29 protein-coding genes are annotated in these 25,638 nt (G+C 61.6%); 13 read left to right on the top strand and 16 right to left on the bottom strand.

Annotated elements, in window-relative coordinates; all coding sequences use genetic code 11:
* Nucleotides 1-5: 5 nt before the first annotated feature.
* From HX824_RS10465 to HX824_RS10445, 5 genes are all read right to left on the bottom strand, one after another.
* Nucleotides 6-500, bottom strand: a complete 495-nt coding sequence (locus HX824_RS10465) for a JAB domain-containing protein (protein ID WP_177051182.1) — start codon at nucleotides 498-500, stop codon at nucleotides 6-8.
* Nucleotides 501-568: 68 nt separating this feature from the next.
* Nucleotides 569-826, bottom strand: coding sequence for a hypothetical protein (locus HX824_RS10460; protein WP_177051180.1), 258 nt, complete (start codon nucleotides 824-826; stop codon nucleotides 569-571).
* A gap of 67 nt (nucleotides 827-893) precedes the next feature.
* The gene (locus tag HX824_RS10455; protein ID WP_177051178.1) at nucleotides 894-1,424 is read right to left on the bottom strand and encodes an STY4534 family ICE replication protein; all 531 of its coding nucleotides are present in this window, start codon (nucleotides 1,422-1,424) and stop codon (nucleotides 894-896) included.
* 742 nt (nucleotides 1,425-2,166) lie between these two features.
* Nucleotides 2,167-4,134, bottom strand: coding sequence for a DNA topoisomerase III (locus HX824_RS10450; RefSeq protein WP_177054520.1), 1,968 nt, complete (start codon nucleotides 4,132-4,134; stop codon nucleotides 2,167-2,169).
* Nucleotides 4,135-4,231: 97 nt separating this feature from the next.
* Complete coding sequence (locus HX824_RS10445; RefSeq protein WP_177051174.1) at nucleotides 4,232-4,576, bottom strand: helix-turn-helix domain-containing protein; 345 nt, start codon at nucleotides 4,574-4,576, stop codon at nucleotides 4,232-4,234.
* A gap of 141 nt (nucleotides 4,577-4,717) precedes the next feature.
* Here HX824_RS10445 and HX824_RS10440 point away from each other — a divergent pair, with 141 nt between their 5' ends.
* Nucleotides 4,718-4,945 (top strand): hypothetical protein, encoded by a 228-nt coding sequence (locus tag HX824_RS10440; RefSeq protein WP_177051278.1) that lies wholly within the window; start codon nucleotides 4,718-4,720, stop codon nucleotides 4,943-4,945.
* Nucleotides 4,946-5,038: 93 nt separating this feature from the next.
* On the opposite strand, the gene HX824_RS10435 is transcribed toward HX824_RS10440, so the two are convergent.
* The 11 genes from HX824_RS10435 to HX824_RS10385 all read right to left on the bottom strand — a co-directional run bounded on the left by HX824_RS10435 (nucleotide 5,039) and on the right by HX824_RS10385 (nucleotide 14,058).
* Complete coding sequence (locus HX824_RS10435) at nucleotides 5,039-5,467, bottom strand: single-stranded DNA-binding protein (protein WP_012052638.1); 429 nt, start codon at nucleotides 5,465-5,467, stop codon at nucleotides 5,039-5,041.
* A 5-nt stretch (nucleotides 5,468-5,472) separates the two neighbouring features.
* Nucleotides 5,473-5,967 carry a DUF3158 family protein gene (locus HX824_RS10430; protein WP_177051172.1) on the bottom strand — a complete coding sequence of 165 codons (495 nt, stop codon included), beginning with the start codon at nucleotides 5,965-5,967 and terminating at the stop codon, nucleotides 5,473-5,475.
* Nucleotides 5,964-6,719 (bottom strand): PFL_4669 family integrating conjugative element protein, encoded by a 756-nt coding sequence (locus HX824_RS10425; RefSeq protein ID WP_177051170.1) that lies wholly within the window; start codon nucleotides 6,717-6,719, stop codon nucleotides 5,964-5,966. The genes HX824_RS10430 and HX824_RS10425 overlap by 4 nt, the downstream gene beginning before the upstream one ends.
* A gap of 151 nt (nucleotides 6,720-6,870) precedes the next feature.
* Nucleotides 6,871-8,085, bottom strand: a complete 1,215-nt coding sequence (locus tag HX824_RS10420) for an STY4528 family pathogenicity island replication protein (RefSeq protein WP_177054519.1) — start codon at nucleotides 8,083-8,085, stop codon at nucleotides 6,871-6,873.
* The gene (locus HX824_RS10415) at nucleotides 8,079-8,630 is read right to left on the bottom strand and encodes a DUF2857 domain-containing protein (RefSeq protein ID WP_177051166.1); all 552 of its coding nucleotides are present in this window, start codon (nucleotides 8,628-8,630) and stop codon (nucleotides 8,079-8,081) included. Before HX824_RS10415 ends, HX824_RS10420 begins: the two co-directional genes overlap by 7 nt.
* Before the next feature lie 15 nt (nucleotides 8,631-8,645).
* Nucleotides 8,646-10,187, bottom strand: a complete 1,542-nt coding sequence (locus tag HX824_RS10410; protein WP_177054518.1) for a ParB family protein — start codon at nucleotides 10,185-10,187, stop codon at nucleotides 8,646-8,648.
* A 14-nt stretch (nucleotides 10,188-10,201) separates the two neighbouring features.
* Nucleotides 10,202-11,080 (bottom strand): ParA family protein, encoded by an 879-nt coding sequence (locus HX824_RS10405; protein WP_177051162.1) that lies wholly within the window; start codon nucleotides 11,078-11,080, stop codon nucleotides 10,202-10,204.
* Nucleotides 11,081-11,084: 4 nt separating this feature from the next.
* Nucleotides 11,085-11,300: an AlpA family transcriptional regulator gene (locus HX824_RS10400; RefSeq protein ID WP_177051160.1), complete on the bottom strand. Its 216-nt coding sequence runs from the start codon at nucleotides 11,298-11,300 to the stop codon at nucleotides 11,085-11,087.
* 113 nt (nucleotides 11,301-11,413) lie between these two features.
* Nucleotides 11,414-12,151, bottom strand: coding sequence for a hypothetical protein (locus HX824_RS10395; RefSeq protein WP_177054517.1), 738 nt, complete (start codon nucleotides 12,149-12,151; stop codon nucleotides 11,414-11,416).
* Nucleotides 12,148-12,612 carry a hypothetical protein gene (locus tag HX824_RS10390; RefSeq protein WP_177051156.1) on the bottom strand — a complete coding sequence of 155 codons (465 nt, stop codon included), beginning with the start codon at nucleotides 12,610-12,612 and terminating at the stop codon, nucleotides 12,148-12,150. Before HX824_RS10390 ends, HX824_RS10395 begins: the two co-directional genes overlap by 4 nt.
* 870 nt (nucleotides 12,613-13,482) lie before the next feature.
* A complete protein-coding gene (locus HX824_RS10385; RefSeq protein WP_177051154.1) occupies nucleotides 13,483-14,058 on the bottom strand; it encodes a TetR/AcrR family transcriptional regulator in 576 nt (191 codons plus the stop codon).
* Between the two features lie 459 nt (nucleotides 14,059-14,517).
* On the opposite strand from HX824_RS10385, the gene HX824_RS10380 reads away from it, so the two are divergent.
* The 12 genes from HX824_RS10380 (at nucleotide 14,518) to dmpG (ending at nucleotide 25,359) form a co-directional block, all read left to right on the top strand.
* Complete coding sequence (locus HX824_RS10380) at nucleotides 14,518-15,336, top strand: alpha/beta fold hydrolase (RefSeq protein ID WP_256346969.1); 819 nt, start codon at nucleotides 14,518-14,520, stop codon at nucleotides 15,334-15,336.
* Between the two features lie 6 nt (nucleotides 15,337-15,342).
* Nucleotides 15,343-15,639 carry an extradiol ring-cleavage dioxygenase gene (locus HX824_RS10375; protein WP_177051152.1) on the top strand — a complete coding sequence of 99 codons (297 nt, stop codon included), beginning with the start codon at nucleotides 15,343-15,345 and terminating at the stop codon, nucleotides 15,637-15,639.
* Nucleotides 15,640-15,643: 4 nt separating this feature from the next.
* Entirely contained in the window at nucleotides 15,644-16,498 is an 855-nt protein-coding gene (locus HX824_RS10370; protein WP_177051150.1) for a protocatechuate 3,4-dioxygenase, read from the top strand.
* Nucleotides 16,495-16,848 carry a non-heme iron oxygenase ferredoxin subunit gene (locus tag HX824_RS10365; protein ID WP_177051147.1) on the top strand — a complete coding sequence of 118 codons (354 nt, stop codon included), beginning with the start codon at nucleotides 16,495-16,497 and terminating at the stop codon, nucleotides 16,846-16,848. Before HX824_RS10370 ends, HX824_RS10365 begins: the two co-directional genes overlap by 4 nt.
* Before the next feature lie 37 nt (nucleotides 16,849-16,885).
* Nucleotides 16,886-18,229, top strand: a complete 1,344-nt coding sequence (locus HX824_RS10360) for an SRPBCC family protein (RefSeq protein WP_177051145.1) — start codon at nucleotides 16,886-16,888, stop codon at nucleotides 18,227-18,229.
* A 10-nt stretch (nucleotides 18,230-18,239) separates the two neighbouring features.
* Nucleotides 18,240-18,770: a 3-phenylpropionate/cinnamic acid dioxygenase subunit beta gene (locus tag HX824_RS10355; protein WP_177051143.1), complete on the top strand. Its 531-nt coding sequence runs from the start codon at nucleotides 18,240-18,242 to the stop codon at nucleotides 18,768-18,770.
* 11 nt (nucleotides 18,771-18,781) lie between these two features.
* Nucleotides 18,782-19,579, top strand: coding sequence for a 3-(cis-5,6-dihydroxycyclohexa-1,3-dien-1-yl)propanoate dehydrogenase (hcaB, locus tag HX824_RS10350; protein WP_177051141.1), 798 nt, complete (start codon nucleotides 18,782-18,784; stop codon nucleotides 19,577-19,579).
* Between the two features lie 69 nt (nucleotides 19,580-19,648).
* Nucleotides 19,649-20,629 (top strand): nitronate monooxygenase family protein, encoded by a 981-nt coding sequence (locus tag HX824_RS10345; protein ID WP_177051139.1) that lies wholly within the window; start codon nucleotides 19,649-19,651, stop codon nucleotides 20,627-20,629.
* Between the two features lie 17 nt (nucleotides 20,630-20,646).
* The gene (locus HX824_RS10340; protein WP_177054516.1) at nucleotides 20,647-21,429 is read left to right on the top strand and encodes a 2-keto-4-pentenoate hydratase; all 783 of its coding nucleotides are present in this window, start codon (nucleotides 20,647-20,649) and stop codon (nucleotides 21,427-21,429) included.
* A 102-nt stretch (nucleotides 21,430-21,531) separates the two neighbouring features.
* Nucleotides 21,532-23,391, top strand: a complete 1,860-nt coding sequence (locus HX824_RS10335) for a feruloyl-CoA synthase (protein ID WP_177051128.1) — start codon at nucleotides 21,532-21,534, stop codon at nucleotides 23,389-23,391.
* Nucleotides 23,388-24,326, top strand: coding sequence for an acetaldehyde dehydrogenase (acetylating) (locus HX824_RS10330; RefSeq protein WP_177051126.1), 939 nt, complete (start codon nucleotides 23,388-23,390; stop codon nucleotides 24,324-24,326). Before HX824_RS10335 ends, HX824_RS10330 begins: the two co-directional genes overlap by 4 nt.
* A gap of 10 nt (nucleotides 24,327-24,336) precedes the next feature.
* The gene (gene dmpG / locus HX824_RS10325) at nucleotides 24,337-25,359 is read left to right on the top strand and encodes a 4-hydroxy-2-oxovalerate aldolase (protein WP_177054515.1); all 1,023 of its coding nucleotides are present in this window, start codon (nucleotides 24,337-24,339) and stop codon (nucleotides 25,357-25,359) included.
* The last annotated feature ends 279 nt before the right edge of the window (nucleotides 25,360-25,638 follow it).

Below are 25,638 nucleotides of genomic sequence, written 5' to 3'. Positions count from 1 at the left end.
GGCTGTCACATCCAGCCGTACTCGGCCAACGAAAGCGGAGTGCCTTCGCCGACGATGATGTGGTCCAGGACGCATACCTCGACCAAGGCCAAAGCCTCGGTCAGGCGGGTGGTGAGCACCCGATCGGCGCCGCTCGGTTCCGAGCAGCCGGAGGGGTGGTTGTGGCTGAAGATTACGGCGGCGGCATTGTGTTCGAGTGCCTTGATCACCACCTGGCGGGGATACACGGAGGCGCCGTCAATGCTGCCGGTGAAGAGGATGTCGAAGCTCAGCACACGGTGGCGCGAGTCCAGGCAGAGCAGGGCAAACACCTCGTGGTGGTAGGGGGCGAGCTGCAGTTTCAAGTAGGCCGCAGCATCGGCGGGGGTTATCAGCACCTCGCCACGCTGGAAGTGACGCTGGTCCAGCAGTTGCAGGGCCTCGGTGATCAGCGCATCCTCACGGGCGCGTTGGGCCAGTACGGGATCGAGTGGGCCGACCAGGTTCAAGGCGGTGTTCATGGGCAATTCCTCGTGAGAGATGGAGCGCCACCCCCTGGGGCGTGCCCCAGGCTGGTTTAGGTGTGTGATCAAATGCGCGTGAAGCGATGTCGCGTGCCGTGCAGTGGGCTTAGGCAGCCCTCGCACGGTTGCGTGGAGAAGGCCTCGATACCGGCGCCGGTATGCGGGTCGAAATCGGCGCTCAGCGGTAGCAGGGCCTGCAGTTGGCCGCGCATGTGAGCGATGCGGTGTTTGACTTCAGCCTCGCTGTAGTACAACGACAGCGCGCTGAAGTCGTCGTAGGCGTCCGCCTGCAGGCAGTCCTCACAGAGCCAGAAGCTTTCCATGGCGACCTCCGACGTGAATGAACAACAGGCGCTCATAAGAGCGCCTGCTGCGGGCGGTCAACCTGCCTTAGGCAGACTGACGTGCGGCGGTGGATTTACGTGCAGCGGCTGGAGTTGGCTGGCCTTGGTCAGCGTCACCGTCCAACTGTTCCGACTCTCCTGATTCAGCAGCCTCAGGGGCGTCGCTGTCGGTACGAGCTGGCGCACGGTAGCTGAATTGGCCATCAACTTTGATCCATTCGATGAAGATCAGTCGGCCTTTGAGGCTGGCGCCGGGTTGCCCCTTGCGTTCGCCTTTCTCGTACATGAACGGATCGACCCAGATGTCGCCGATGCGAAACGCGATAAGGACCTTGCGTTCAGCGCGGACGTCCTCCAGGTGTTCACGGATCAGCCGGTCGGCTTCACCGCTGGCGACCTTGCAGTCGAAGCGGGTGTACTCGACGTCGTCTGAGGCACCGTGCAAGGCAGCGATGTCACAGGCCATGAACGCTTGGCCGCGGCGAACCGGGACTTCGCGAACACGGTTCAGGTAACCGATGCCTTGGGTGTGCAGGTTGAAGTAGGTGGTGGGGGCGTTATTGCTTGCAGTAGTCATGATGGAGCTCCTGTTCAGCAGAACGCGGACATCCACCGGCCTTGGCGGCTGGTGAGTTCCGCAAGGGGAGGTGCAAACACATGATCGGTCGAGAAGGCGCTCATCACCGATGGGCCGGTGACCGTGCGAGCTGCCGAGCGCGAGTCGCACTTGTGGGAGAACCACCCGAAACGGGCGTAGCCTTGAAGGTCCTGGCTACCGGGGTGCTGTCAACGACAGCGGCGTGCAGCTCATCTATAAAACGCTGCAAAAGGCCCGTCAACCGTGGTCTTCAGGCGGTTTGAACGGGCGGAATTAGGAGGCCTTCAGTGGATTGTCGGCGGCGAAAAAATAGCCCGACGGTCATCAGGCTAGGAAGAGTTGGACCACCCTTGACCCGGCGATTGTGGCACCGGAGTCCGTCGCAGACCTCCACTGCCGATCCACCTGGATCAACCGACCCTTGTCGTGGCCTGGGTCGGAATCAACTGGCACGCATCCGCGCACAAAAGGTGCCCAGTGTTTCGCCGGCGGGCACCGGAGCTGAGCATCGTCGCCGAAGCGGATGACCCCTGAGGCCTGGTGCAAGCCGCACGGGTCATCCACCTGGGAGACTTGGAAACGCTGAATAGGCATCTGCTGATGACGTGAAGTATGGCTCCGAACTCTAGGAGTCTGACCGAGCTTCCCGGAGCGAATCGGTCTTGGTCGCCAAGCGGCGAGGGGCTAGATCACTACACCAGCGCTGCAGTGTGCCGTCAAGTCATGCGTTTTTCGCCCGCTTGGCTTTCGCCACCGGTTTGGTGCCCTTGCACTCGGGGTAGCGGATGCACGACCAGAAGCTGCCGGTGCGACCTTTGCGCTGGCGCATGCCGCTGCGGCATACCGGGCAGAAGGGCCCCTTGCTGGGGGGCGGGCGCAGGGTGAGCGTGGCGTTACTGCGCACCAGTCGAGTCAGCCATTCTGCCTGTTTGGCGAGAAAGGTCTCGACGCTCAGCTGGCCCGATTCGATGCGGTCCAGCGCCTGCTCCCATAGCGCGGTCATCACCGGGTCGGCCACTTCTGGCGGCACCGCTTCGATCAAGGTATGCGCCGCCGCTGAGGCAGCCAGGCTGCGTTTCTTCTTGGTCAGGTAACCGTGGTCGATCAGGCCTTGGATGATCGCTGCGCGGGTGGCCTCGGTACCGAGCCCGCAACTGTCCTTGAGCTTCTGCTTGAGACGCGGATCGGCCACCTGGTTGGCGATGGTCTTCATCGCTTTGACCAGCGTACCTTCGGTATACGCCTTGGGCGGTTGTGTGCGCTGTGCGTTGAGCGTGGCGTCAATCAGCGCCACCGTCGCGGATTCACGCAACGTCGGCAAGCGCTGCGCCTGTTCGGCCGGCTCGGTGCCGTCGGCCTCGTTGATCACTGCCTTCCAGCCGCGGACCAGGATCTGTTTGCCGCGCGCCACCAGGTGATCTGCCTGGCTGTGCAGCAGCGCCTGGGTTTTCAGGTACTCGTGCTCGGGCATGAGCTGCGCGAGGTAGCGGGCGCGAATCAGCGTGTAAACCGCCCGCTCGCGCTCGGAGAGCTGCGCCAAATCCAGTCTGACGGCGGTGGGAATGATGCCGTGGTGCGCGGTGATCTTGCTGCTGTTCCAGGCGCGTGAGCGGCGGCTGGGGTCGACTTCCTTGAGCACTGCCCCCAGCGATGGTGCGGCGGCGGCCAAGGCGTGAAGGACGTGCGGCACCTCATCGAGCATGCTCTCCGGTATGTAGCCGCAATCGGTACGCGGATAGGTCGTCGCCTTGTGGGTTTCATACAGGGCCTGGGCGGTGGCCAGGGTCTCCTGTGCACCGAGCCCGAGCTTGGCCGAGCAGATCTCCTGCAGTGTGCCCAGGTCGAACAGCAGCGGCGGGCCTTCTCGCACGTGTTCGACTTCCAGATTGTCGATCACGGCGGTGCCGACTTGAATAAGGCGTTTCAGCGCCTGCTCTGCGGCGGTTTCGTCGATACAGCGTCCAACCGCATCGCTGACCGCGGTCGTGGGCTGCCAGCGCGCTTTAAAGCGGATCCCGTTCTGCTCCAGGTGCGCATCGACGGTCCAGAACGGTTGCGGCACAAAGCTGGCGATCGCCCGGTCGCGCTCGACCACCAGGCGCAGGGTTGGTGTCTGTACGCGTCCCACCGGAAGCAGGCCATCGAACTCGGCCCGGTGGCCGAGCAACGTGAACAGCCGGCTCAGGTTGATGCCGACCAGCCAGTCGGCTCGCGAGCGGGCGAGGGCACAATGGTACAGCGGCAAGGTCTGCTCCCCCGGAAGCAAGCTGGACAAGCCCCGGCGGATCGATGCGTCATCCAACGCGGACAACCACAGACGCAGAATCGGCCCCTGGTACTGGTAGCGCTCAAGGATTTCCCGGGCGATCATCTCGCCTTCGCGGTCTGCGTTGGTGGCGATGACTACTTCGCTGCAGGTGCGCAGCAGCTGGCTAATCACCTTGAGCTGGCCAGCGACCTTGGGCTTGGCTACCAGTTGCCAATGGCCGGGAATGATCGGTAGATCGTCCAGGGACCAGCGTTTGTAATCGCCATAGGCTTCAGGCGGCGCGGTTTCCAGCAGATGGCCGACGCACCAGGTGACGGTGATGTTTTGGCCCAGCAGGCAACCATCACCGCGGCGGCTGGCCTGCAGCACCCGGGCGATGTCGCGGGCTTGGGAAGGTTTTTCGCAGATGAACAGGCGCATACATGGGCCCTCTCGGTGGATACCGACAGGGTGGGGATATCGTCGCTGAGCGCCAGGGTAAATCCGAAGGTGTCTAGGTCATATCGGCGGGCGAGTGTTACTTGCGTTGCGCGAGGTGGTTTGCCAGCGCTTTCAAGGACTCCAAGGCAAACTGCTTATCCGCCTCATTGAGCTCCTTGATAATGGAGTTGATCTGCACGCCCAGGTCCTGCGGCCGAGGGCTGATCGCGAGCAGCAGCTCATCGGCGGGACAGCCGTACAAGTCGGCCAATTGCAGAAGCTTGGACACCGAGAGCTCAACGAAGCCTCGCTCCAGGCGCGACACCGCTTCGCCGGAGATCTGCAGGTGCTCGCCGACCTGCGCCTGGGTCAAGTGCCGGGCACGACGATACTTCGCCAACTGGCGACCAATGTGATGTGGGCTAGGCTCTTTCACTGGCAATGGGGGCGCTCTCCAATTCGACCCATATGGTCGAACAGCACCCCAAAGATATGAACGACTCAAAAGGTTGACTAACAACCCTGTGGGGCGTATCACCGAAAAATGCTGGATGACCCGACCGTCACCACGGAGGCGACAAACTTGCACGGATCCCACCAGAGTGAGGCAGATGCGCTAGCGATCAAGGCCTATGAGCTGTTCATGGCCACCCATCTGGAACCGGACAAGGAGCAGGCTCGCGCCCGGTTGATTGCATGGGTTCAGGAGAGTCCGCTGCACTGGCGGGCGTTCCTTGCCCTGGACCAGTATTTGGCGGAAGTGAAGCAAATGCTGGAGCATGAGCGAAAAAAGAGTGCCCGGCGGGAGTAAAGCAACGGCAGTAGCTAATGTTGCCCGCTGAGCTGACTGTATGGCTCCAGTGATATCGCGCTGCGGGCGGCGATTCCACTGAGTACCACGCACTTATCCGGACTTGCGTGGCGCTTTCTTGCCTCCCCCTTTGCGCGATGAGCTGGCGTTGTCGCTGGCTTTCTCGCGCATGGTCACCGAGGCCAGGCGGTGCGGCAGAATACCGATGCGCCGCGCCTCCACCTTGAACGTCACGCGCGCGTTGTCCTCGCTGTCTTCCCACTCCTCCTTGACCGTGCGCCCTTCAACCAGGACGCGCATGCCTTTCTGGTACAGCGTGGCCCAGTGTTCGGCGTCGCGGTTCCAGAGCTCGACGGGCGCCCAGTAGCCGCCGCGATCCTCGTAGCCGCCTTCCCGCGGTACCGGGTTGTCGAAATAGACATTCAGCCGCAGTAGGCGCCGCGGCTCATCCGGGTTGGTGTTGAACTCCTGATACTCCGGCACGCTGCCGATGTTGCCTTCACCAACAAACAAAGTACTCATGCGGGTTACTCCTCGGTGGGGGAACGGGTTAGGGCGAGCTCGGCGGCCTCAAGCTTGCTGGCACCGGTGATGGCCTGGCGATACAGCGACTGCAGGCTGCTCATCTGCAGGTTCAGCACCACACGGTTGGTCTCCAGCTGATACAACGCCTGCCGCAGTTCCGGGTGCAGACGCGGCTGAACCACCGCCTCTTGCCACACCTGCACGCCCATGCGCTGAAAGTCTGGGCTGCGCCAGCGCAGGAAATCGGTGCCCGTCGCGCTGTGCTGGACGACCAAACGCAGGTCCAGAAACGAGAAGGGTGGCTGGGCCATGATCGCCAGCATCACCGCCATCAACTCGGCGACCTGGGTGCGCAGGCGCAGGATCGACTCGGCGAACTGCCGCAGCTCCCCCTTACCCTTAAAAGGCTTTAAAAGGCCTTTTAGGGAGCCACCTTGTGCAAACTCGCGATAGGCATCGGCTGACAACCGCCGGGCAATGGCTTCGGCCAGGGTCATGCCTCACCCCCGTCGTTCGGGGTGTCGGCTGTGGGCTGTTCCTCGGCTTCGGCAGGATTAGGGCCTTCGATCTCGGACGGCGCTTTGCTGCGGGCGATCGGTGGGGCGAATTGTGAGCGGCGCGTCCCTTCAAGAATGTCCTGCGGCAGGGTGCCGAACTTGTCGATGGCTTCGCGGGCGCGGGCGTTGTTGGCGGCCATGTCGTCGCGGCTCACCCCGGCCAGGCGGTAGCGCTGCGCCAGGCCGAACAGGCTGCGCAGCAGATGTGCGCCGCCATCGATCCAGGACTCCATGTCGCCCCGGCCGATCAGCGCTGTGTGGTGGGCGAGCAGTACCCGCCGGACGAGGGTGTCGTAGTCGGTGAGCAGGTAGATCGCGAGAAAGCCCAGCTGGCTGCCGATGAACAGCGGCAGGGTGACGGGGTGGATGTTGAGGTTGTCACCGACATCGACTTGCGGGGGCAGGGCCCGTTCCACGCGGCTCATTTGCTGCGTCAGCGTGGCCATGTCCAACCTGGCCTGCAGCAGCTTTTCCTCCAGCTGCAGCATGAACCAGTCCGCGTACGGATCGCCCTGGCTGCTGGAGTGCTTGAGCAGGTTGGTGACGCTGATGTAACCGGGCATGCCCAGGATCGGATGTACCCCGTCGCGGCCGCTGCGCCCTTGCCACAGTCGCGCGGCATGGTGGGTGTGCAGGGTCAGGGTGATGCTGCTGCGCAGGGAGCCCAGGTTGAGTTGGTAGTGATCGACCATCGCCAGTACCTCGCCGTCGGAATGACGCCGACGATGGGCCGATCCTTGGCTGGCGATGCGGATCAACCTGAAGGTGGATTGCTCGCATTTTCCCGAAGGTGGACTTCCCTGGAAACGATGGCATAGGCATTAAATCCACCGAGTTCCAGCCCTATTTAGCCACACTGATCCCTCGGCAACGTTGTTTCAATTCCTCCAGGCAAGAGAGGGCGAGTGGCGACGCAGTGCGCTGACCGCTGCGCTTGGATCGCTCGCGAGGCGGATCTTCCGACGCAGGCTTGGCTGTGCGTGAGGAAGGGGTTGAGGATTTTACTTCCTCGGAACGCGCGGCCCACAGGGTGAACTCGTCCTTGCAGGCGCGCTTGATCAAACCCATCAGGTAGGCGACGGGTTTTCGGATCTCTCCGCGGGCGCAGCGCACCGCCGCTTCGTTGATTACCGCTTGTTGCTGTTCCGGCTCGAGCTGACGCATCGCCTGCGAGGCCATGCGCCGCTCGTTCGTGTTCAGCGGTAAATCCGCAGGCCAGCGCGCTCGACCAAACTCCACCTGCTCCAGTACCGTACTTTTTTTGCTTTGGTCTTTCTGTACTGTACGGCCGGCGTCGGCATTCCGAACCACAGCCGAATCAGGTGCCTTGCCGCAGGGGTCGCAATCGGCGGCCGAGGCGTGAGCATTCCGAACGGGGTGGCGCAGACCAGGTTCGGAATGGTGCGCCTGCGCGCCGTCGTTCATCAGTGGCAGCGTGTGCTGCTGTGCCGGCGGCAGTGCGCCCAGTCGGTCCTTGTCGCCCTGGGCAACCTGCGGGTCGGCTTGAATTTCGCTAAGCACATGCTGCGTCACCTCACGCACGCCCTTGGTGGCATGGCTGAGGTTCTGTTGCAGCAACCCCGCGTAGCCGCTGTCCAGCTCCAGCTGCTCGGCCGGTGTCAACGGATCGCCGTGCAGCACGTAGATGCAACCGCGCAGGCAGCCTTGGGCATCGCGCGAGCGGTCGACCAGGCTGAGCCAGCGGGTGGTACGCAGGACGTTCAGTGCGCGGGCGATGGTCTCGCGCGACGCCTGGGTACCACAGGGGCTGGTCGCCAGGTAGGGCTGCAGGTCCTGGTAGCGAGGCGTTTTCACCTGGCGCTCGGTGATCAGCCAGTGCAGCACCTGCCAGGTGTTGCGCTCCAGCGGGGTCAGCCGACGATCGAGTAGCAAGGCCTGCGGCAAGGGATTGTTGTCGCCGTAGTAGATCGTGCGCAGCGCCGGTTCCGCAGCAGTTGCTTGTTGGACCCGGGCAGCCTGACACTCATTTCGGCGTCGAAGGGCGTCGTAGCACTGGCGCACCACGTCCTGCCAGTCGACCTCGTAGAAGCTCAGCATGGTGCGCCTCCGTACTGTTCGACCTGTTGCCAGACCAGCGTCAGGCTGATGTGTTGTTCCTCGGCCAGCATCATCATGGTGTCCAGTGGATCGTTGTCTGGATCTTCCTTCCGCAGTTGGCTCCAGCGGTTCCACACCGCATGCTCCTGGGCTTCACTGAGCTGGACCGGGCGGCCGCGGTGGGTCTCGATTTTCAGCACGCGGCGGCGCAACGCCGTTTCCGAATGGTCCAGGCCGAAGCAGCGGTACATGATGGTCGAGCTCGCGCCAAGCTTGAGCGCCCGGTTGATCAGGCGTTCGTTCTGCTCGTCGCGCTCGGCCTGGATGATCAGGCGGCGCAGCACGGTGATATCGACCTTGACCTCAACCCAGGCAATCGATGAATGCGCCAAGTGGGACAGGGTGGTTGGAGGCAGCGATTGCAGCACCTCGATGTCCTCGTCGGCAAGGCCTAGTGCTTTGCAGCGTTGCAGGCGGCCATGGCGCAGCTCATGCAGCACCTGGTTCAACATCGCATGGTTCAACAGATTGAAAGTCGTACTCATGAGGCGGCTCCTCACTTAACGATTGGACGACAGCGTCAGGTCGATCAACTGCCGGGCGTGGCGGATTAGGCTGAACAGCTGCTCCAGCTGGGTATTGGGTAGTCGTTCAAGGCCCACGGTCAGGGCAGGGCGTTCGAGGAAGGGCAGGTCGTAAGCGCCAATCAGCAGTTGGCCGAACAGTGCGGCCGGCAACTGCTGGCGTTGCTGCCAGGTCACGTCGTCCTGCAGTCGCAGCAGGGCCGAAAGCACTAGCTGAATGCCGGTGTGTCGTGGGCTCAACTGCGGGCCATGTTCGATGGCCAGGGTGAAACCCAAGCCCTCTGCGTGCGGTTTGACCATGGCACTTGCTTCGGCATAGGTTGCTAGGTCAGTCGCCAGGGCGGCGCAACGCTCACGCAATGCATTGATGTCATCCTGTATCGGTGCGCGAGGTGAGGCGGAGCGCGGGGAGGGCTCACCGACCTCAAGGGTGTTTGGCCACCCCGCTGCAAGCGGTTCGTCATCACTCAGCGCTTCGCGGATGTTGGGGAGGCGTGGCGCCTCGGCTGCCGCAGTGTTGTCCGCGCTGTTCATCGGCTCAGGTGCGGGCGATTGATACGCCGATTGTGCTTCGGCTTCGCTGGCAGATGTCTGGGGGAAGGACTCGCGGTGTGAGGCTTGCGGGAGAGGCTGAGGCGTGTCAGAAGGCGGGAGTGAGCGATGCGATTCCTGATGCATTTCCAGCGCTAGGAGGCGGGGTGTCTGCTTCAACTGCACCGCCATCCTGGCGATCAGTTCGTCCTGCAGCTCACCCCAGTTCAGCTCGGGCCTATCACTGTCGAACGCCGACAGCGCTTCGAACCACAACAGCGCAAATTGTTGAACGTCCCCCAAATACTGATTCCAGATCGACTCTGCCCGGCGCCGCAGGTTGATGACTCGGACGATGGTGGGCTTGCCCAGACCGGCATACAACACCTGTGGAATAACCGGAAGCAGATGCTCGAGGGTGTCGAACATACGGCTGATGTGCGACTGCGAAATCGGGTAGCCGCTCTTGCTCAAGCGTGTGGACAGTTCTCGCTGACTGAGAGGGGTATCCGGCGCCTGCAACATGTGCTTGAGTTTCGCCACCGCCAGGGCTCGCTCAATGAACGTAAGCTGACCATGCAGGTCACTTTCGGCCAGGTGCCCGATCAAGGCATGCGACTCGGACAGCCAAGGGCGGAACAGGCAGTGGATGTGAAAGAATCGCTCCTCCCGGGTTTCCTGCCACAGTTCGCCGAGGATGCTTAAACGCGTGTTGCCGCCGTTGCGGATGATGAAGTGCGGCTCACCCGGGCGGCGTGTTATCGCGGGGGGCTGGTCTAGGCCGCGTTCGCGGATCGAGGCTTTGATTTGGTCATACAGCGGGTTGCGGACCACCCGTGGGTTGAGTTCGTACGGGCGCAGTTGTTCGAGGCTGACCACCAGCGGTGTGTCACCGATGGGCATAGGCGTAGTGTCGCGGCCATGATTCTGCGGAAAATGCGCCTGCTGCAATTGACGGGTGATGTCGTTGGAGGAGGGCGGCTTCATCACAGACTCTCCCTTCAGCCACGACGACTGAGCCGGCGGTCGGCTACGAACGATTGGCCCGGCTCCTGTGCGCCCGAGTCGACAAGTCGCTCAGCCCAGTGCGGAAATAATTCGATGGCCAGCGCGCGCATGACCGCCGCACCGCAAGGGCCGCTGCTGCCGGATGGTGGAGTGGGCTCGACGCGGTGAACCGGCAGTCCCAGCGAGGCGGCATTGGGGTAGGCCACACGGTCGGGGATGACCGTGGTGCAGACGCTGACATGGGGATCGGCGTGGAAAGAAGCTTGCAGGCTCTGCATGATCAAGCGCGTGTCACGACGATTGGCGTTGACCTGGTTGAGCAGTAGCTTCACCGATGGTAAAGCGACGCCCAGGTAGCGGTAGAGCTCCAACTCTTCAAACAGCGCCAGCGTGCCACGCCGCAGTTCACGTGCGGCGAGCATTTCTGGGGGGACCGGACACAGCGCACAGTCGGACGCGAGGATAACCATCTCCACGACGACACTGCGCGCGCCTTGGGTATCGATGATCAGCACGTCGTAGAGACTCGAGAAAGCCGGCAGCATATTGCGGAGGCGCAGACGACCGTCGGCGGCGTGCAATAGCAGGGTGCTGATGTGCCCGGCGCGGTCATTGGAGACGATCAGGTCCAGATGCGGGATGACGGTGGCGGAAATCACCTGTTCAGGTGCCGTGAGTCGTTGCGCGATAAACTCGTAGCCACCAGCCTCACGGGATTCACGCAACGCGTAGTAGCTGGACAGCGTCGGTTGGCTGTCCAGATCCAGCAACAGGACACGAAGGCCCGCATCGGCGAGCATACCGCCCAGGTTGGCGGCGATAGTGGTTTTGCCCGCGCCGCCCTTGGTTGAGATCAGCGAGAGGACGTCCATGACGCTACTCCCTGGCCGACAGTCGATCATGCACCCACTGCTCGATTTCCAGCGAGTCCCAACCGACGGCGCGAGCACCTATGCGCCGGCATTGTGGGAACAGCCCGGCTTTCATCAGGTTGTAGATGTGCGAACGCTTGAAGCCGGTTCTTTGCTCCACCTCGTTGCGGCGCATGATGTGGCGGTCGGCAGGCAGCGGGGCAGGGCTGATCGGTTGCATGATGTCACTCCTTAGCACCATGTGGTGCGCAGTGGGATGTGACAGTCAGTGAAGTTCGACGCGGAAGAAAAAACATTGTCAGGCAATGCCGAGCATTGCCTGACAATGCGATTTCAGCCCCGCCCTACCTGGGCAAAATACCGGCGCGCGTGGGCAAATCTCCGATCAATGGTGCTTTTGCTCAAGCTCGGCAACCCCGGGAAACGGCGCAAAATCTCTTGGACCAGATCGCTCTGGGACTTGTAGATCGACTGCTGGCGGCCGTCCTTCGATTTGCCTACCGTCACTGCCAGCATGGCGCCCACGAGCATGTTGTGCGTGCTTTCGGAGGCCTCGGAGGGAATGCCCTGGGCCTCAAGTCGCGTTGTCAGCTCGCTATTACATGAGGTGAGCGTTGCCAGCTCTTCAGCCCTTGCTGCAAGCTCGTCGCGCAGCTTCTCGATCGTGCGCTGGGCAGCAGAGACTTCTGCTTCCTGTACCAGATGAGCATTAAGGCTGACACAGTTCAAATGGTTGAGATTCTGCGGGAATAGGAACGCAGGCTTTTCACCGGGGTAGTTGCGAGCGAACCAGACCAGCAAATCGGCACGCCGAATAGTCCAGTACTCTCGATGTACCTGGTTGTCCAACGTAATTGGGCGGCCCAAGCACGTCGCTGGCAGCTCACCACTGACAATGGCGTCGTAGATACATTCCGCGTAAATGTGCAGAAACGGCCACTGGGGAAAATGCTTGAGCAGGCTGCCTGGGTGGGAAAGATCGACCCGCAGGATTTCTTCCTCGTGGTCGGCAAGGCCACACCATAGAATGGCTGCGTCGATAGGATGATAAGAGCTTCTGATCGAGATCATGGCACACAGCCTCCTGCTGCGTTCTTCCTGAAATCGCTGGCGAGGGCGGTGCATGTGTCCAGCGAGCGATCTAACACGGGATAATTTCGACAACATGAACGTGACAGTTCTCGAAAACATTTGTTCAGCGACGAAGGAGCAGAAGCGACAAGCTGTGCAGGAATACGTGGGTATCTGCGGCGGTGATCGCCCATGCAAAGCACTAGCCATTGGCATGGAACTTCGGCAGCGTCCGCAGATAGCGCGGACGCTCGGCCCGTTGGCCAGGTGGTAAGCTCCAGCAGACTCATCAGATAGGTGCCGCGATGGCTGGCAACCGCGCCCTTGGGGTCGCCGGTGGTGGCGGAGATATAGTAGAGGGCAATCGGTTGCCCTTCGCTTGCAAGCAAGCGTTCATAGTCGGTCTCGCCAATCGCCGGCTCGATGGGCGCGAGATGGTCGTTGATATCGATCACTGTCAAGGGATATCAGAGCCGCTCCATTGCCGCCGCCGCGGGGTTGGCAAACTCGCGATCGACCAGCAGCAGTTTGCATTCGCCGTGACGTAGGATGAACGCAACACCTTTGACATTTAGTCGATAGTTGACGCCGTTGATCACCCCCCCCGCAGTGTTACCCCATATGGCGCAAGCAACTTACAGTGAATTGCGATAGCCGCCAGCCGGCGTTGGTAGGGCGGAGCGTAACAGTCAGAACACTGTTACGTTCCGTTTTCAAGTGCAGATTGTCAACCGATGGACGTAGTGGCAGTGAGCAGGGCATGGGCTGGAGGTCAAAACCTGTGCTCCGGTCCCGGTAAAGCCCCACGCTCGACGTGTGCGGCAAAAGCCCGGGCTGCATCGGCGAGCGCTCAACGCATCGGTGGAATGCTTGACGAACTACGGCATAAGACCGCAATTCAAACCCACCATGCATTAAATGACAAGTACTTAACCTTCACTCCCGTTGCCCGGATTCAGGCCGCTGACGCAGAATTTTAACTGTCCACCGAGCGGCGGAGGGCTCAATGGCGACCGTTTCGCCGACATGGTCGTGTATTGGCAAGGAATGGACAGCAAAGTTGCGGCCTGATCGGCTTGGTCAGTACTTAGTGCACGTGGTTGAACACGGGTAGCCCGTAAAGCTTGAAAGCTTCGCAGGGGCTGATGGCGACGTGCTGCAGACGGTCTTGTATTAACTGACCATGGAGGGATGAGGCGTGGAGATGATGGGACTGACCGGCCGTCAGCCCAACAATCTGAGGTATCGATTATGAGCGGCGGAGTTAAGGGGCGGCGCTTGGGGGCACCTAGCCTTGTAGGTGCGGCCGTCGCTGTCGGCCGCTATAGGCCTCAGGCGGGGTGTGAGGTGGGCACCAGCAACTCGCCGAGGCGGTTATTACGTGCCATGCGCTCGCCTACCGGTTCGCTGTTGTTCAGCAGCGAAAGGCTTATCTGGTAGGCATAGATCAGGTAGGCACGGTCGCTGGCGTCCTGCGGGTCGACGCCGGCCTGCAGTAGCAGACCTTTGATGTAGCTGAGGCGATAGCGATCGACTTCGTCGATGGACTGGCGGGCGTGCTCGTCACGGCGCGCCCAGGCTCGGATGGCTAGCTCGATGGCAGCGGCTTCTATGGCGGTCTGGCCGTGCAGGGGTAGTTCCATCAGGCGCTGAAGTTGTTGCTGTGGCGTGGCCTTGGCATCGCTCAAGTGGAGGATGACGTCTTCCGTGGCACGTGTGCGCCAGTCTCCAAGGATGCCTTCGAGCAGCTCGTTACGGCTCTTGAAATGATAGTAGAAGCTGCCGCGAGTGATGTTCAGTTCCTTGGCCAGCATGTCGACTCGGACGGCATCGACGCCGCCCTTGACCAGTACCTGCTGGGCGGCATGGATCCAATCTTCTCGGGTCAGATTGGGGCGTACAGACATTGTTGGGGGCCTTGTACTGAGGGTTAAAAAGGTTCGGCCGTGTATGGCTGACGGTCGGCTACGAGGTTGGGATTCTAACTCATGTTTCCCCCCTGGGCATGGTATGCATGTCGCGAGCCCGCAATTGTCACCATTTCTCATCCAGCATTCATTGCTGCATCTCAGCTTCCTGAAGGTCTCCAGCACCCTACGATGGATGGATCAGCGAATCTTCTATGCGTAAACGCCATCAAGGTACATAAATGTATGTTTTTATTTTGGTGGGGTGACGGTTGGTAAGCAGTGGTGTATTCCGCATTTTTAGGGCTTTCCGCTGCATTGGCCTTCTCATTTGGCTATGGGAGCGTACATTGGTGTATTGAAGAGTGTTGACGACGTTGGCTTGCTTCTCTAACATACACATACACATACACATACACATACACATCTGTATTCTGATGGGACAAGAGTCGTGGAGGCATGATGGAAGATATCGGCAAGAGCTTGGTTGCGGCAGGTCATAAGACCAATTATCACGAGGCTGGCCAGGGTGAGGCGCTGTTTCTGCTGCATGGCTCGGGCCCTGGGGTTTCTGGCTGGAGTAACTGGGCGAAGAGCATGCCGGCTTTCTCCGACAAGTGGCGGGTGATCGTTCCGGATATCGCCGGTTTTGGCTTTACTGAGCTCAAGAATGACATCAAATATGATATCAAACTATGGGTATCCCATCTGGTCGGCATCATGGACGCGCTCGATATCGATAAGGCGTCTTTCGTCGGCAATTCCTTCGGCGGTGCTCTGGCCATCGGTCTGGCGGTGTTTGCGCCGGAGCGGGTCAAGCGCCTGGTGCTGCTTGGAACGCCTGCTGGCGAATTTGTGCAGACCGCTGGCCTGCGTGGTGCTTGGGAATATGAGCCGTCGCTGGACAACATGCGTGAGCTGATGGCGCTTTTTCCCTATGAGCAGGACTTGATCACGCCCGAGCTGGTTCAGAGTCGCTACGAAGCCTCAGCCCGTCCTGGTGCCCAAGCTGCGCTGCGCAAGCTGATCCCGCAGCCGAACCCGGATGGCGAAACCATCGTCAAGGGCTTCCCGGCCGCCGCGCTCGCCAAGATTACCGCGCCGACCCTGGTGGTACATGGCCGCGAAGACCGTGTGGTGCCGCCCCAATGCGGGTTGCTGATCGCCAACAGTGTGCCGGATGCCGACCTGCATCTGTTCGGCCGTTGCGGCCACTGGGTGCAGGCCGAGCAGCCGCGCCGCTTTGTCGCCTTGGTGCGCGACTTTCTTTCGGAGTGATGCGCCATGAGTCGCAATACGTTGGAGCGTGTGCTCTGGCAGTTGTCCACCGAGCGCGCGGCGAAGGACAAGTTTCGTGAAGATCCTCGCCATTTTCTGTCTCGCTTCGCCTTGAGTGAAGAGGAAGTAGAAATGGTTGCCGGTTTTGATGTTGCCGCCCTTCAGCGCATTGGGGTCAATCCTATGCTGACCATGGGTTTCTGGCAGGAATTGTCGCCCACTCCAAGCATGAAGCAGTACAAAGCTCTGCTCGGGGCGACCGATGAAAACAGCGCGGGTTTCTCCGCGGCCTTGAAGGGGTAGAGTCATGGGCAAGATCGTTGGCGGTTTCTGGGTGCCGCATGACCCAGTGATGTTCGTTGCCCCTGAGGCGCCGACGCAGGCGCAACGTGACGTGATCTGGGATGCTTACCGGCAGTGTGGTGAGCGCCTGGCCGAGTTGGACGCCACTTCTGTGATCATCGTCGGTTGCGACCATTACATCCTCTTCGGCACCCACTGCCTGCCGCGCTACCTGATCGGTACAGGCGACGTCGACGGACCGATTGACCGCCTACCAGGGTTGCCGCGCCGAGTGGTGAAGAATCAGGAGCAACTGGCCAATCACATTGTCGCGCAGGGTGAGAAGCAGAACATCGACTGGACGGTGGCGCGCAGCTTCACCATGGATCACTCCTTCGCCATCCCGCACCAACTGATCGTCCAGGTCGCCGAACAGCATCTGGGCCGTGAGCTGCCGAGCATCCCGGTGTATCTGGCCTGCGGCGTCGACCCTTACATTAGTCTCCGTCGCGCCGCCGACCTTGGCCGCCAAATCCGTGCAGCCGTCGAGAGCTTCGCCGCAGACGAGCGCGTGGTGGTGATCGGCAGTGGCGGCATCAGCCACCGCGTCGGCACCCACGACATGGGCCGGGTCAGCGAAGACTTCGACCACGAAGTGCTGAGCCTGGGCATCAAGGGTGATCTTGAGGCGCTGTGCGCCTATCGCGACGAGGATATTCTCGAGCGTGGTGGCAATGGCGCAATGGAAATCCGCAACTTCGCCCTGGCCATGGCGGCCGTGCCCAACGCTCGTGGTGAAGTGATCGCCTACGAGCCGGTGCCAGCCTGGGTGACCGGCCTCGGTTTTCTTCAGTTGTATCCCCAGGAGATGACCCGATGAGCCAGATATTCCTTTGTAAACGCGATGAGCTCGAACCGGGCACCTTGAAGAAGGTTGCCGGTGGCGAGGCGGGTGACATCTGCGTGTACAACCTCGATGGCAAGTTCTATGCCACCGCCGATATGTGTACTCATGCCACAGCCTCGCTGGCCGAAGGTGACCTGGAAGGTGACCTGATCACCTGCCCGGTGCACTGGGGACAGTTTCACATTCCCAGCGGCCAAGCGGTGACTTTCCCTTGCGAGAGAGCGGTGCGTACCTACCGCATCATCACCACCGACAAGGAGGTATTCGCCGATACCTCGGCCGAGTCGGAAGAGGCCGAGCTGGCCGCCGCCAGCCCGATCTGAACCAACCACCCAACAAGAAAAAGACCGTGTGAGCGCCATGAATGAGATCATCAAACTCCGGCCGATCGAAAGCAGCGAACCGCTGAAGAACCTCGACCGTATCTGCGACATGGAGTCGGGTCGGATGTCCGGCAAAATCTTCTGGGACAAGGAAATCTACGAGCAGGAGCTGGAGAAGGTCTTCGCTCGTTGCTGGTTGTTCGTTGCCCATGAGTCGCAGCTACCCAAAGCCGGTGACTACCTGACCACCACCATGGGTGAGGACGAGGTTCTAGTAGTGCGGCAGAAGGATGCTTCGATCCGCGTCATGCTTAATGCCTGCCCGCACCGTGGTAACAAGGTGTGCTTCGCCGAAGCGGGCCACGCGCGTGGTTTCATCTGTAACTACCACGGCTGGTCATTCGGTGCCGATGGTGGCCGGCTAATGGGTATGCACGAATCCAAGTGCTACGAGGAAAGCGGCTTCGACAAGTCCCAGCACGGCCTGCGCCAGGCGCGTGTGGCCAGTTACAAGGGCTTAGTGTTCGCCACCTTCGCGGCAGATGCGCCGACACTGGAAGAATACCTCGGACCGATGACCTGGTACCTGGATGTGATGCTCGACATGGACGAGGGCGGCAGCGAGTTTTTCGGCGGTTGCATCCGCTCGACCATCGAATGTAACTGGAAGATCGCAGCCGAGAACTTCGTCGGTGACATCCTCCACGGCGGCTGGACGCACGACTCGGCGGCCAAGGCCATGCTCGGCGGGCCGGTGACCAATGTCGGCGAGCTGCCGGAATCCTACTCGGTGAACTGGAACGGCCATGGCTACGAGTTTGCCACCGATGTAGTGGGCAACGCCGCAACCCTCGGCGAGCGCGAAATCAACAAATACCTGCATACCCTGCGGCCGAAGGTGGCCGAGCGTTTGGGCGAGTTCCGCTCCAAGCTGATTGGTGCGATTTCTTCGTTCACCGTGTTCCCCAACTTCTCCTTCCTTCCGGGACAAAACACTGTGCGCGTCTGGCAGCCACGTGGGCCGGATAAGATCGACCTTTACACTTGGGTGATCGTCAACAAGAACGCCCCGCAGGAGATCAAGGACAAGTGGCGCCGTGGCGCGATGATGACCTTCTCGCCCACCGGCGTGTTCGAGATGGACGACGGCGAGAACTGGGAGTACTGCACCAAAACTAGCCGCGGCATGGTCACTCGCTACCAGGACTTGTACGTTGGACTCGGCATGCACACGCGCATCGACGGCAGCGAGCTGCCCGGCAACGTTTTCCGTGGCCAACTCAACGAATGCAACGCCCGCGCCTTTTATCAGCGCTGGAAAGATCTGCTGCAGTCGCCGACCTGGGCGGATGTGCCGGATCGCAACGGCAAGATGCGCTGAGGAGAACGCCATGACTGATATCGATCGTGAACTGCCGGTGCCGTTCGAACAGGCCCGTGAAGTCGAGGCCTTCCTCCTGCGTGAAGCCCGTTTGCTCGATGACGAACGTTGGGATGACTGGCTGGCGGGTCTGTCCGAGGCCATCCACTACTGGATGCCTGGCATCGAGAACCGCCGTCGCGAGGACCGCTCCGGGCCCTATAAGCTTGAGCACATGGCCTTTTTCGACGACGGTCTGCGCGAGCTGCAGCGTCGCGTGGCGCGCTTCAAACAGCCGTCGGCCTGGGCCGAGAACCCGCCGACGCGCAACGTACACCTAGTTACCAATGTCGAGGTCCTCGCCGGGGCCAAAGCAAACGAATATATCGTCCACTCGTGCTTCATCAACGTGCGTAGCCGTGGCCTTGACGAGCAGCACCAGATCACCGGGCGGCGCGAGGACATTATCCGCCGCGAGGCAGATGGACTGAAGCTGCTTAAGCGCAAGATCCTCATCCCCAATGCAATGTTGCTGTGCAAGAACATTAACACCTTTCTCTGAAGGAGCGCCTCATGGGTTGGTTAGAAGGACAGGTGGCGCTGGTGACCGGCGGCACTGGCGGAATCGGCAGCGCCATCGTGCGCCGCTATGTGCAGGAAGGGGCGCGGGTCGGCGTGATGGCGCGCAACCGCGAGCAGCTCGATGCACTGCAGGCTGAGCTGGGTGATGCCTTGGTGGTGATCCAGGGCGACGTTTCCAGCCTCGCCGACAACCAGCGCGCGGTGGCGCAGACGCTGGAGGCTTTCGGCAAGCTGGATACGTTCGTCGGCAACGCGGCGGTATTCGATTACTTCACTCGTCTCGACCGTATCGCCCCGGAGGAGCTGGAGCAGGCCTTCCAGCGCCTGTTCGCGATCAACGTGCAGGGGTATCTACTCGGCGCGCGATGCGCCACCGATGCTCTGCGCGAGACACGCGGCAGTATGATTTTCACCCTGTCCAACAGCGCCTTCTACGCCGGCGGCGGCGGAATTCTCTACGTCACCGCTAAGCACGCGCTGGTTGGCATGATCCGCCAACTGGCCTACGAGCTGGCGCCTGACATTCGCGTCAACGGCGTCGCACCTGGCGCTACCAATACGCCGATGAAAAGCCTAGAGGGCCTGAACAAGCGAAGCCAGCCACTCAATGCCATTCCTGGTTTCGAGGAAGCTGCCGCGCGTGCGGTGCCCCTGCAGCGCATTGCCGAGCCGGAGGATCACACCGGCCATTACGTGCTGCTGGCCTCGCGAGAGAATTCGTCGTTGACCACCGCGCACATCATCCATAGCGATGGTGGCTGGGAAGTCCGCAGCGCGGGTGGTCGTTAGGCAGAGAAACCGACAACGAAGTACCGCAATAAGCGTTACTGATAACAAACATAAGATGAGTCATTGCCGATGAGTGCGCATACCCCTTCCCAGCACAAGGTGCTGGAGCTGTTCGCTGCGCTGCCCGTGCCTGTGCTGGCGGCGCCGATGTTCCTAGTCTCCGGTCCGCAGCTGCTTAGCGCCTGCTGTCATGCCGGCATTATCGGCAGCATGCCGGCGCCCAATGCCCGTACGGTGGAAATCCTCGAACAGTGGCTGCAGCAGATCACCGCCGAGCGCGAGCAGGTCCAGGCGGCAGGTACCACGCTGGCGCCATGGATGCTCAACATGATTGTGCACAGCACCTACGACCGGTTCGCCGCCGAGCTGGAACTGGTGAAGCGCTTCCAGCCACCGATCGTTTCCACCGCCCTCGGCAGCCCAAAGCGGGTACTTGAAGACGTGCACGCCTATGGTGGTGTGGTGATGGCCGACGTGATTACCCCGGCGATGGCGCGCAAGGCCGCCGATGCTGGCGTTGATGCGCTGATTCTGGTGTGCAACGGCGCTGGTGGCCACACTGGTACCAACAACCCGTTCGCCTTCGTCGAGGAAGTACGTAGTTTCTGGGACGGCCCGCTGGGCATCGCCGGAGCCATTTCCAATGGCCGCGATGTGCACGCCGCGCAGGTGCTGGGCTATGACTTCGCCGTGGTGGGTACCCGTCTGATCGCCACGCACGAAAGCCTGGTCGATGACGACTACCGGCAGATGCTTGTCGACTGCCGCATGGATGACGTGGTGCTGAGCAAGGCCGTCAGTGGCGTGCTCGCCAACTGGATGCGCCCCTCGATGGAGAAGGCTGGCATCGATGCCAGCGCCGAAGGCAAAGCCAGCGTCGACTTCTCCGGCAATATCGCCAGCGCCAACAAGGCCTGGAAGCACGTCTGGTCGGCTGGCCAGGGCGTGGGCCAGATCACTCGTCCGTCCAGCGTCGCCGAACTCGTCAGCGAGCTGGTCGATGGTTATCGCGTCAGCCTCGACCGCCCGCTGGGCCAAAACCGTCGTTGAACAGGAGTGCACCGATCATGAGCCATACCCATCTGCAATCCGCCGCCGCCGCACTTGCCCAGGCGCGCCAGAGCCGACAACCCTGCGGTCGGGTGTCCGAGCTTTTCGACATTGCCAGCCTGCAGGATGCCTATGACGTGCAGGCCATCAACACCCGCGCAGCGCTGGACGCCGGTCGTCGCCTCAGCGGCTGCAAGATAGGGCTCACCTCGCTGGCTGTGCAGCAGCAACTGGGTGTCGACCAACCAGACTTCGGCATGCTGTTCGCCGATATGGAATACCGCCATGGCCAGGATGTGCCTACCGCGCGGCTGATCCAGCCGAAGGCCGAAGGTGAGATCGCCTTCGTCCTCGGCCGCGATCTGCCGAATGCCGACACGACCTTGGGCGAGCTGATCAGCTCCGTCGATTACCTGCTTCCGGCGCTGGAGATCGTCGACTCGGCCATCGAGGACTGGAAGATCACCCTGGTCGACACCGTCGCCGACAATGCCTCCTCGGGCCTCTACGTGCTCGGCGATCAGCCGGTGAAGCTAGACGGCCTCGATCTGACCCTCGAAGGCATGCTGCTGGAGAAGAACGGTGTGCAGGCTTCGGTCGGTCTCGGTGCGGCCTGCCTGGGCAACCCGCTGAATGCCTGCCTGTGGCTGGCGCGCACCATGGCCGAACTCGGCCAGCCGCTGCGTGCCGGCGATGTGCTGCTGTCCGGTGCGCTGGGACCGATGACCCCGGTGGTAGCCGGCGACAGCCTGCGTCTGCGTTTGACCCGACTGGGCGAGGTGAGCTGCCGGTTCATCTGAATCACCGTTGCGTGCAGGGCCTCTAAGCCGGCCCAAACAGATCAGTGCTTTACAAAAACAACCGTAGGAGCGGCCCCGTGCCGACTCACGAGGCACCTGGATATGACCGATTCCCCGAACCTTGCGGCACGGCTGGCCCCTGCCGAGGTAATTTTCGAACCGCGCGACAATGGCGAATTCGTCCTGCGCTCGCCGCAACCCCTGCAACCCTATGCGCGTTGCATCGGCGAATGGCTGGAACGCTGGGCATGCGAGCGCCCCGATCAGGTCTATCTGGCCGAGCGGCACAATGGCGGTTGGCACCGCATGACCTACCGTGAGGTGCGCCAGCGCGTCGGCAGCCTAGCCCAGGGCCTGCTCGACCTGGACATTCCTGCGGGTCGCCCGGTGCTCAACCTGTCCGACATCGACGTCGATCAGGCGCTGCTTAGCCTAGCTGCCTTGCACGTCGGCATTCCCGTGGCTACCACCTCGGTGGCTTATGCGCGCCATACCGGCGATGGCTGCAGCAAGCTCAAGGCGATCATCGAGGTACTCGACCCGGCCGTGATTTTCGTGAGCGATAGTGATGCCTACTACCGTGCGCTGGAGCTGATCAGGCCCGACTGCCTTGTGGTGGCCGCACGCAATGCCCAGGAATATCCGGGTGCCTGGCCGCTGGCGCAGCTTTATAAGACCGAGACGCCGGCGGTGATGCAAGCTTTCGCGCGAGTTACTGGCGACACCCCGGCGCGCTACCTGATGACCTCGGGTTCGACCGGGACGCCCAAGGCGGTGGTCAACAGCCACGGCATGCTCTGCGCCAACCAGCAGGCCATCGCCCAGTGCTGGCCGTTCCTCGAACAGGTGCCGGTGGTGGTGCTGGATTGGCTGCCGTGGAGCCACGTGTTCGGCGCCAACCACAACTTCAATCTGGTGCTGCGCAACGGCGGCAGCCTGTATATCGACGATGGCCGTCCCGTGCCTGGCCTGATCGAACGCAGCATCGAGAACATAAAGCTGGTCAAGCCGACCCTGTACTTTAACGTGCCGCGTGGCTATGACGTGTTGCTGCCTTATCTGGAGCGCGACGAGGAACTGGCCCAGGCGCTGTTTGGCCGCCTGGAGCTGCTGCTCTACGCGGCGGCCTCGCTGCCCGTCAGCACCTGGGATCGGCTGGTCGCCTGTGCGCGCAAGGTCCGCAGCGAGCGGTTGTTCTTCGCCAGCGAGTGGGGTTCCACGGAAACTACGCCGGTGCTGACCAGCGTGCATTACCTGATCGACCGCCCCGGTACCATCGGTTTGCCGGTGCCGGGAACGGAGATCAAGTTCGTGCCATCCGGCGGTAAGCATGAGATGCGTGTACGTGGCCCCTCGGTGTTTCGTGAATACCTGGGCGCGCCGCAAAAGACCGCCGAGGCTTTCGATGCCGAAGGCTTCTATTGCATCGGCGATGCCGGACGCCTGGTCGATCCCGAACGGCCCGAGCTAGGCATCCAGTTTGATGGCCGGGTCACCGAGGACTTTAAGCTCAGTAGCGGCACCTGGGTCTCTGTCGGCACCCTACGGCCCAAGCTGGTCAGCGCTCTGGCGCCCTATGCAACAGACTGTGTGATCTGCGGCCATGACCAGGAAATGATCGGTGCGCTGATCTATCCCAGCCCAGCGCTTCGCGAGCTGGCCGGTACCGTCGGGGCGACGCTGAGCGCCGATGAACTGGCGCTGCTGCCTGAAGTGCGCCTGGCCTTGTACGCCGGACTGCAGGCACTGGCCAAGCAATACCCCGCTTCGTCGCAGCACGCCTTCCGCGCGTTGATCCTTGATACGCCACCAAGCCCGGACGCCGGCGAAATCACCGACAAGGGTTATATCAATCAGCGCATGGCTCTGAGCCTGCGCGCCGAGCAGGTCAAGCGGCTTTACGCCGAGACCCTCGACCCCGCCGTAATTCTGCTCGCCGAAGCCTATGGAGAATCCGCATGAGCAAGAAATTGAAAGTCGCTATCGTCGGCTCGGGCAACATTGGTACCGACTTGATGATCAAGGTGCTGCGCAACGCGCAGTATCTGGAAATGGGTGTTATGGTCGGTATCGATCCAGCGTCCGACGGTCTGGCCCGAGCATCACGAATGGGCGTGGCCACTACCCATGAAGGCGTCGAGGGTCTGACCCGCCTACCGATCTTCAACGAGATCGACTTCGTCTTCGATGCTACATCTGCATACGCGCACGTGAAGAACGACGCATTTCTGCGGGGCCACAAGCCCGGTATTCGCCTGATCGATCTGACCCCGGCCGCGATAGGTCCCTATTGCGTGCCGGTGGTCAACCTAGAGCAGAACCTCGGACAGCTCAACGTCAATATGGTCACCTGCGGTGGCCAGGCCACTATCCCCATGGTGGCGGCTGTCTCGCGTGTTGCTAAGGTGCACTATGCCGAGATCATCGCCTCGATCGCCAGCAAATCCGCCGGCCCAGGCACTCGCGCCAATATCGACGAGTTCACCGAGACCACTTCCAAGGCAATCGAGGTGATCGGCGGGGCTGCCAAGGGCAAGGCGATCATTATCATGAACCCAGCGGAGCCGCCCTTGATGATGCGCGACACCGTGTTCGTGCTAAGTGAAGCCGCCGATCAGTCCAGGATCGCCGCTAGCATCGAGGACATGGCCGCCGCCGTGCAGGCCTATGTCCCGGGCTACCGTCTCAAGCAAAGGGTGCAGTTCGACATCATCCCTGAGTCAGCACCACTGAACATCCCTGGCCACGGTCGCTTCAGCGGCCTGAAGACCTCGATCTTCCTCGAGGTTGAAGGCGCCGCCCATTACCTGCCGGCCTACGCCGGCAATCTCGACATTATGACCTCCGCCGCGCTGGCCACCGCCGAGCGTATGGCCCTGTCGATGCTCAACGGTTGAGGACACTGATATGAACGGCAAGAAACTTTTTATCTCCGACGTCACCCTGCGTGATGGTAGCCACGCCATACGCCACCAGTACTCGATCCAGAACGTGCAGGACATCGCCCGCGCGCTGGACAAGGCCAGGGTCGACTCCATCGAAGTGACCCATGGCGACGGCCTTCAGGGGTCCAGCTTCAATTACGGCTTCGGCGCGCACAGCGACCTTGAGTGGATCGAAGCGGCCGCCGATGTCATCGAGCACGCGCGCATCGCTGTGCTGCTGTTGCCGGGAATCGGCACGGTGCATGATCTCAAGGCCGCCTATGATGCCGGTGCACGCACCGTGCGTGTGGCCACCCACTGCACCGAGGCCGATGTGTCCAAGCAACACATCGAATACGCCCGCAGCTTGGGGATGGATACCGTGGGCTTCTTGATGATGAGCCACATGATTCCGGCCGAGGAACTAGCGCGTCAGGGCAAGCTGATGGAGAGCTACGGCGCGCAGTGCATCTACATGGCCGACTCCGGCGGCGCAATGAACATGAACGACATCCGTGACCGTATGCGCGCGTTCAAGGCCACGCTGAATCCCGAGACCCAGACTGGCATGCACGCCCACCACAACCTCAGCCTCGGCGTGGCCAACTCTATCGTCGCGGTGGAAGAGGGCTGTGACCGTGTCGATGCCAGCCTGGCCGGCATGGGCGCCGGCGCCGGCAACGCCCCGCTGGAGGTGTTCATCGCCGCTGCCGAGCGCATGGGCTGGAATCACGGCACCGACCTCTACAATCTGATGAACGCCGCCGACGACTTGGTGCGGCCGCTTCAGGATCGCCCGGTACGGGTCGACCGCGAAACTCTCGGCCTGGGCTATGCCGGCGTCTACTCCAGCTTCCTGCGTCATGCCGAGGTGGCGGCCGAGAAGTACGGACTGAAGACTCTCGACATCCTCGTCGAGCTGGGCAAACGGCGCATGGTTGGTGGCCAGGAAGACATGATCGTCGACGTGGCGCTGGATCTGCTCGCTGCCCGCCAGAAATTCTGAGTTGATGGTGATGTCGATCTGGTTCGGGGGCGAGCTCGCCTTGGAGTATTGCAACCGGCGTAGTGACCGTAGCCTCAACGGCAATCTTGGTATCGGTCTGTTGGTGGCAGGCGCGGACGACCTCAAGGGCAGCATGCCGTTGGGCGAGCACACCGCCAATTCGGCCGGTGTGTTGCATGGCGGCGCCTCCATCGCCTTCACCGAGTCCCTGGCCTCCTGGGTTGGCGCTTTCGTTCTGGACAGCGCTACTTATTACTGTGCTCGGTTGGATACCAACGG

The sequence above is a fragment of the Pseudomonas sp. D4002 genome (genome assembly GCF_013385665.1).
GTDB lineage: Bacteria > Pseudomonadota > Gammaproteobacteria > Pseudomonadales > Pseudomonadaceae > Aquipseudomonas.
This window is presented reverse-complemented; position numbering and strand designations above follow the sequence as displayed.

Excerpts from the sequence above, each read along its gene's own strand:
- HX824_RS10345 (WP_177051139.1), top strand. The coding sequence starts at position 19,649 with ATGAGTGCGCATACCCCTTCCCAGCACAAGGTGCTGGAGCTGTTCGCT.
- HX824_RS10415 (WP_177051166.1), bottom strand. The coding sequence starts at position 8,630 with ATGAGTACGACTTTCAATCTGTTGAACCATGCGATGTTGAACCAGGTG.
- HX824_RS10380 (WP_256346969.1), top strand. The coding sequence starts at position 14,518 with ATGATGGAAGATATCGGCAAGAGCTTGGTTGCGGCAGGTCATAAGACC.
- HX824_RS10405 (WP_177051162.1), bottom strand. The coding sequence starts at position 11,080 with ATGGACGTCCTCTCGCTGATCTCAACCAAGGGCGGCGCGGGCAAAACC.
- HX824_RS10375 (WP_177051152.1), top strand. The coding sequence starts at position 15,343 with ATGAGTCGCAATACGTTGGAGCGTGTGCTCTGGCAGTTGTCCACCGAG.
- HX824_RS10420 (WP_177054519.1), bottom strand. The coding sequence starts at position 8,085 with ATGCTGAGCTTCTACGAGGTCGACTGGCAGGACGTGGTGCGCCAGTGC.
- HX824_RS10400 (WP_177051160.1), bottom strand. The coding sequence starts at position 11,300 with ATGCAACCGATCAGCCCTGCCCCGCTGCCTGCCGACCGCCACATCATG.
- HX824_RS10465 (WP_177051182.1), bottom strand. The coding sequence starts at position 500 with ATGAACACCGCCTTGAACCTGGTCGGCCCACTCGATCCCGTACTGGCC.
- HX824_RS10335 (WP_177051128.1), top strand. The coding sequence starts at position 21,532 with ATGACCGATTCCCCGAACCTTGCGGCACGGCTGGCCCCTGCCGAGGTA.
- HX824_RS10455 (WP_177051178.1), bottom strand. The coding sequence starts at position 1,424 with ATGACTACTGCAAGCAATAACGCCCCCACCACCTACTTCAACCTGCAC.
- HX824_RS10330 (WP_177051126.1), top strand. The coding sequence starts at position 23,388 with ATGAGCAAGAAATTGAAAGTCGCTATCGTCGGCTCGGGCAACATTGGT.
- hcaB (WP_177051141.1), top strand. The coding sequence starts at position 18,782 with ATGGGTTGGTTAGAAGGACAGGTGGCGCTGGTGACCGGCGGCACTGGC.
- HX824_RS10460 (WP_177051180.1), bottom strand. The coding sequence starts at position 826 with ATGGAAAGCTTCTGGCTCTGTGAGGACTGCCTGCAGGCGGACGCCTAC.
- HX824_RS10425 (WP_177051170.1), bottom strand. The coding sequence starts at position 6,719 with ATGGTCGATCACTACCAACTCAACCTGGGCTCCCTGCGCAGCAGCATC.
- HX824_RS10450 (WP_177054520.1), bottom strand. The coding sequence starts at position 4,134 with ATGCGCCTGTTCATCTGCGAAAAACCTTCCCAAGCCCGCGACATCGCC.
- HX824_RS10360 (WP_177051145.1), top strand. The coding sequence starts at position 16,886 with ATGAATGAGATCATCAAACTCCGGCCGATCGAAAGCAGCGAACCGCTG.
- HX824_RS10370 (WP_177051150.1), top strand. The coding sequence starts at position 15,644 with ATGGGCAAGATCGTTGGCGGTTTCTGGGTGCCGCATGACCCAGTGATG.
- HX824_RS10395 (WP_177054517.1), bottom strand. The coding sequence starts at position 12,151 with ATGATCTCGATCAGAAGCTCTTATCATCCTATCGACGCAGCCATTCTA.
- HX824_RS10385 (WP_177051154.1), bottom strand. The coding sequence starts at position 14,058 with ATGTCTGTACGCCCCAATCTGACCCGAGAAGATTGGATCCATGCCGCC.
- dmpG (WP_177054515.1), top strand. The coding sequence starts at position 24,337 with ATGAACGGCAAGAAACTTTTTATCTCCGACGTCACCCTGCGTGATGGT.
- HX824_RS10365 (WP_177051147.1), top strand. The coding sequence starts at position 16,495 with ATGAGCCAGATATTCCTTTGTAAACGCGATGAGCTCGAACCGGGCACC.
- HX824_RS10355 (WP_177051143.1), top strand. The coding sequence starts at position 18,240 with ATGACTGATATCGATCGTGAACTGCCGGTGCCGTTCGAACAGGCCCGT.
- HX824_RS10410 (WP_177054518.1), bottom strand. The coding sequence starts at position 10,187 with ATGAAGCCGCCCTCCTCCAACGACATCACCCGTCAATTGCAGCAGGCG.
- HX824_RS10340 (WP_177054516.1), top strand. The coding sequence starts at position 20,647 with ATGAGCCATACCCATCTGCAATCCGCCGCCGCCGCACTTGCCCAGGCG.
- HX824_RS10435 (WP_012052638.1), bottom strand. The coding sequence starts at position 5,467 with ATGAGTACTTTGTTTGTTGGTGAAGGCAACATCGGCAGCGTGCCGGAG.
- HX824_RS10430 (WP_177051172.1), bottom strand. The coding sequence starts at position 5,967 with ATGACCCTGGCCGAAGCCATTGCCCGGCGGTTGTCAGCCGATGCCTAT.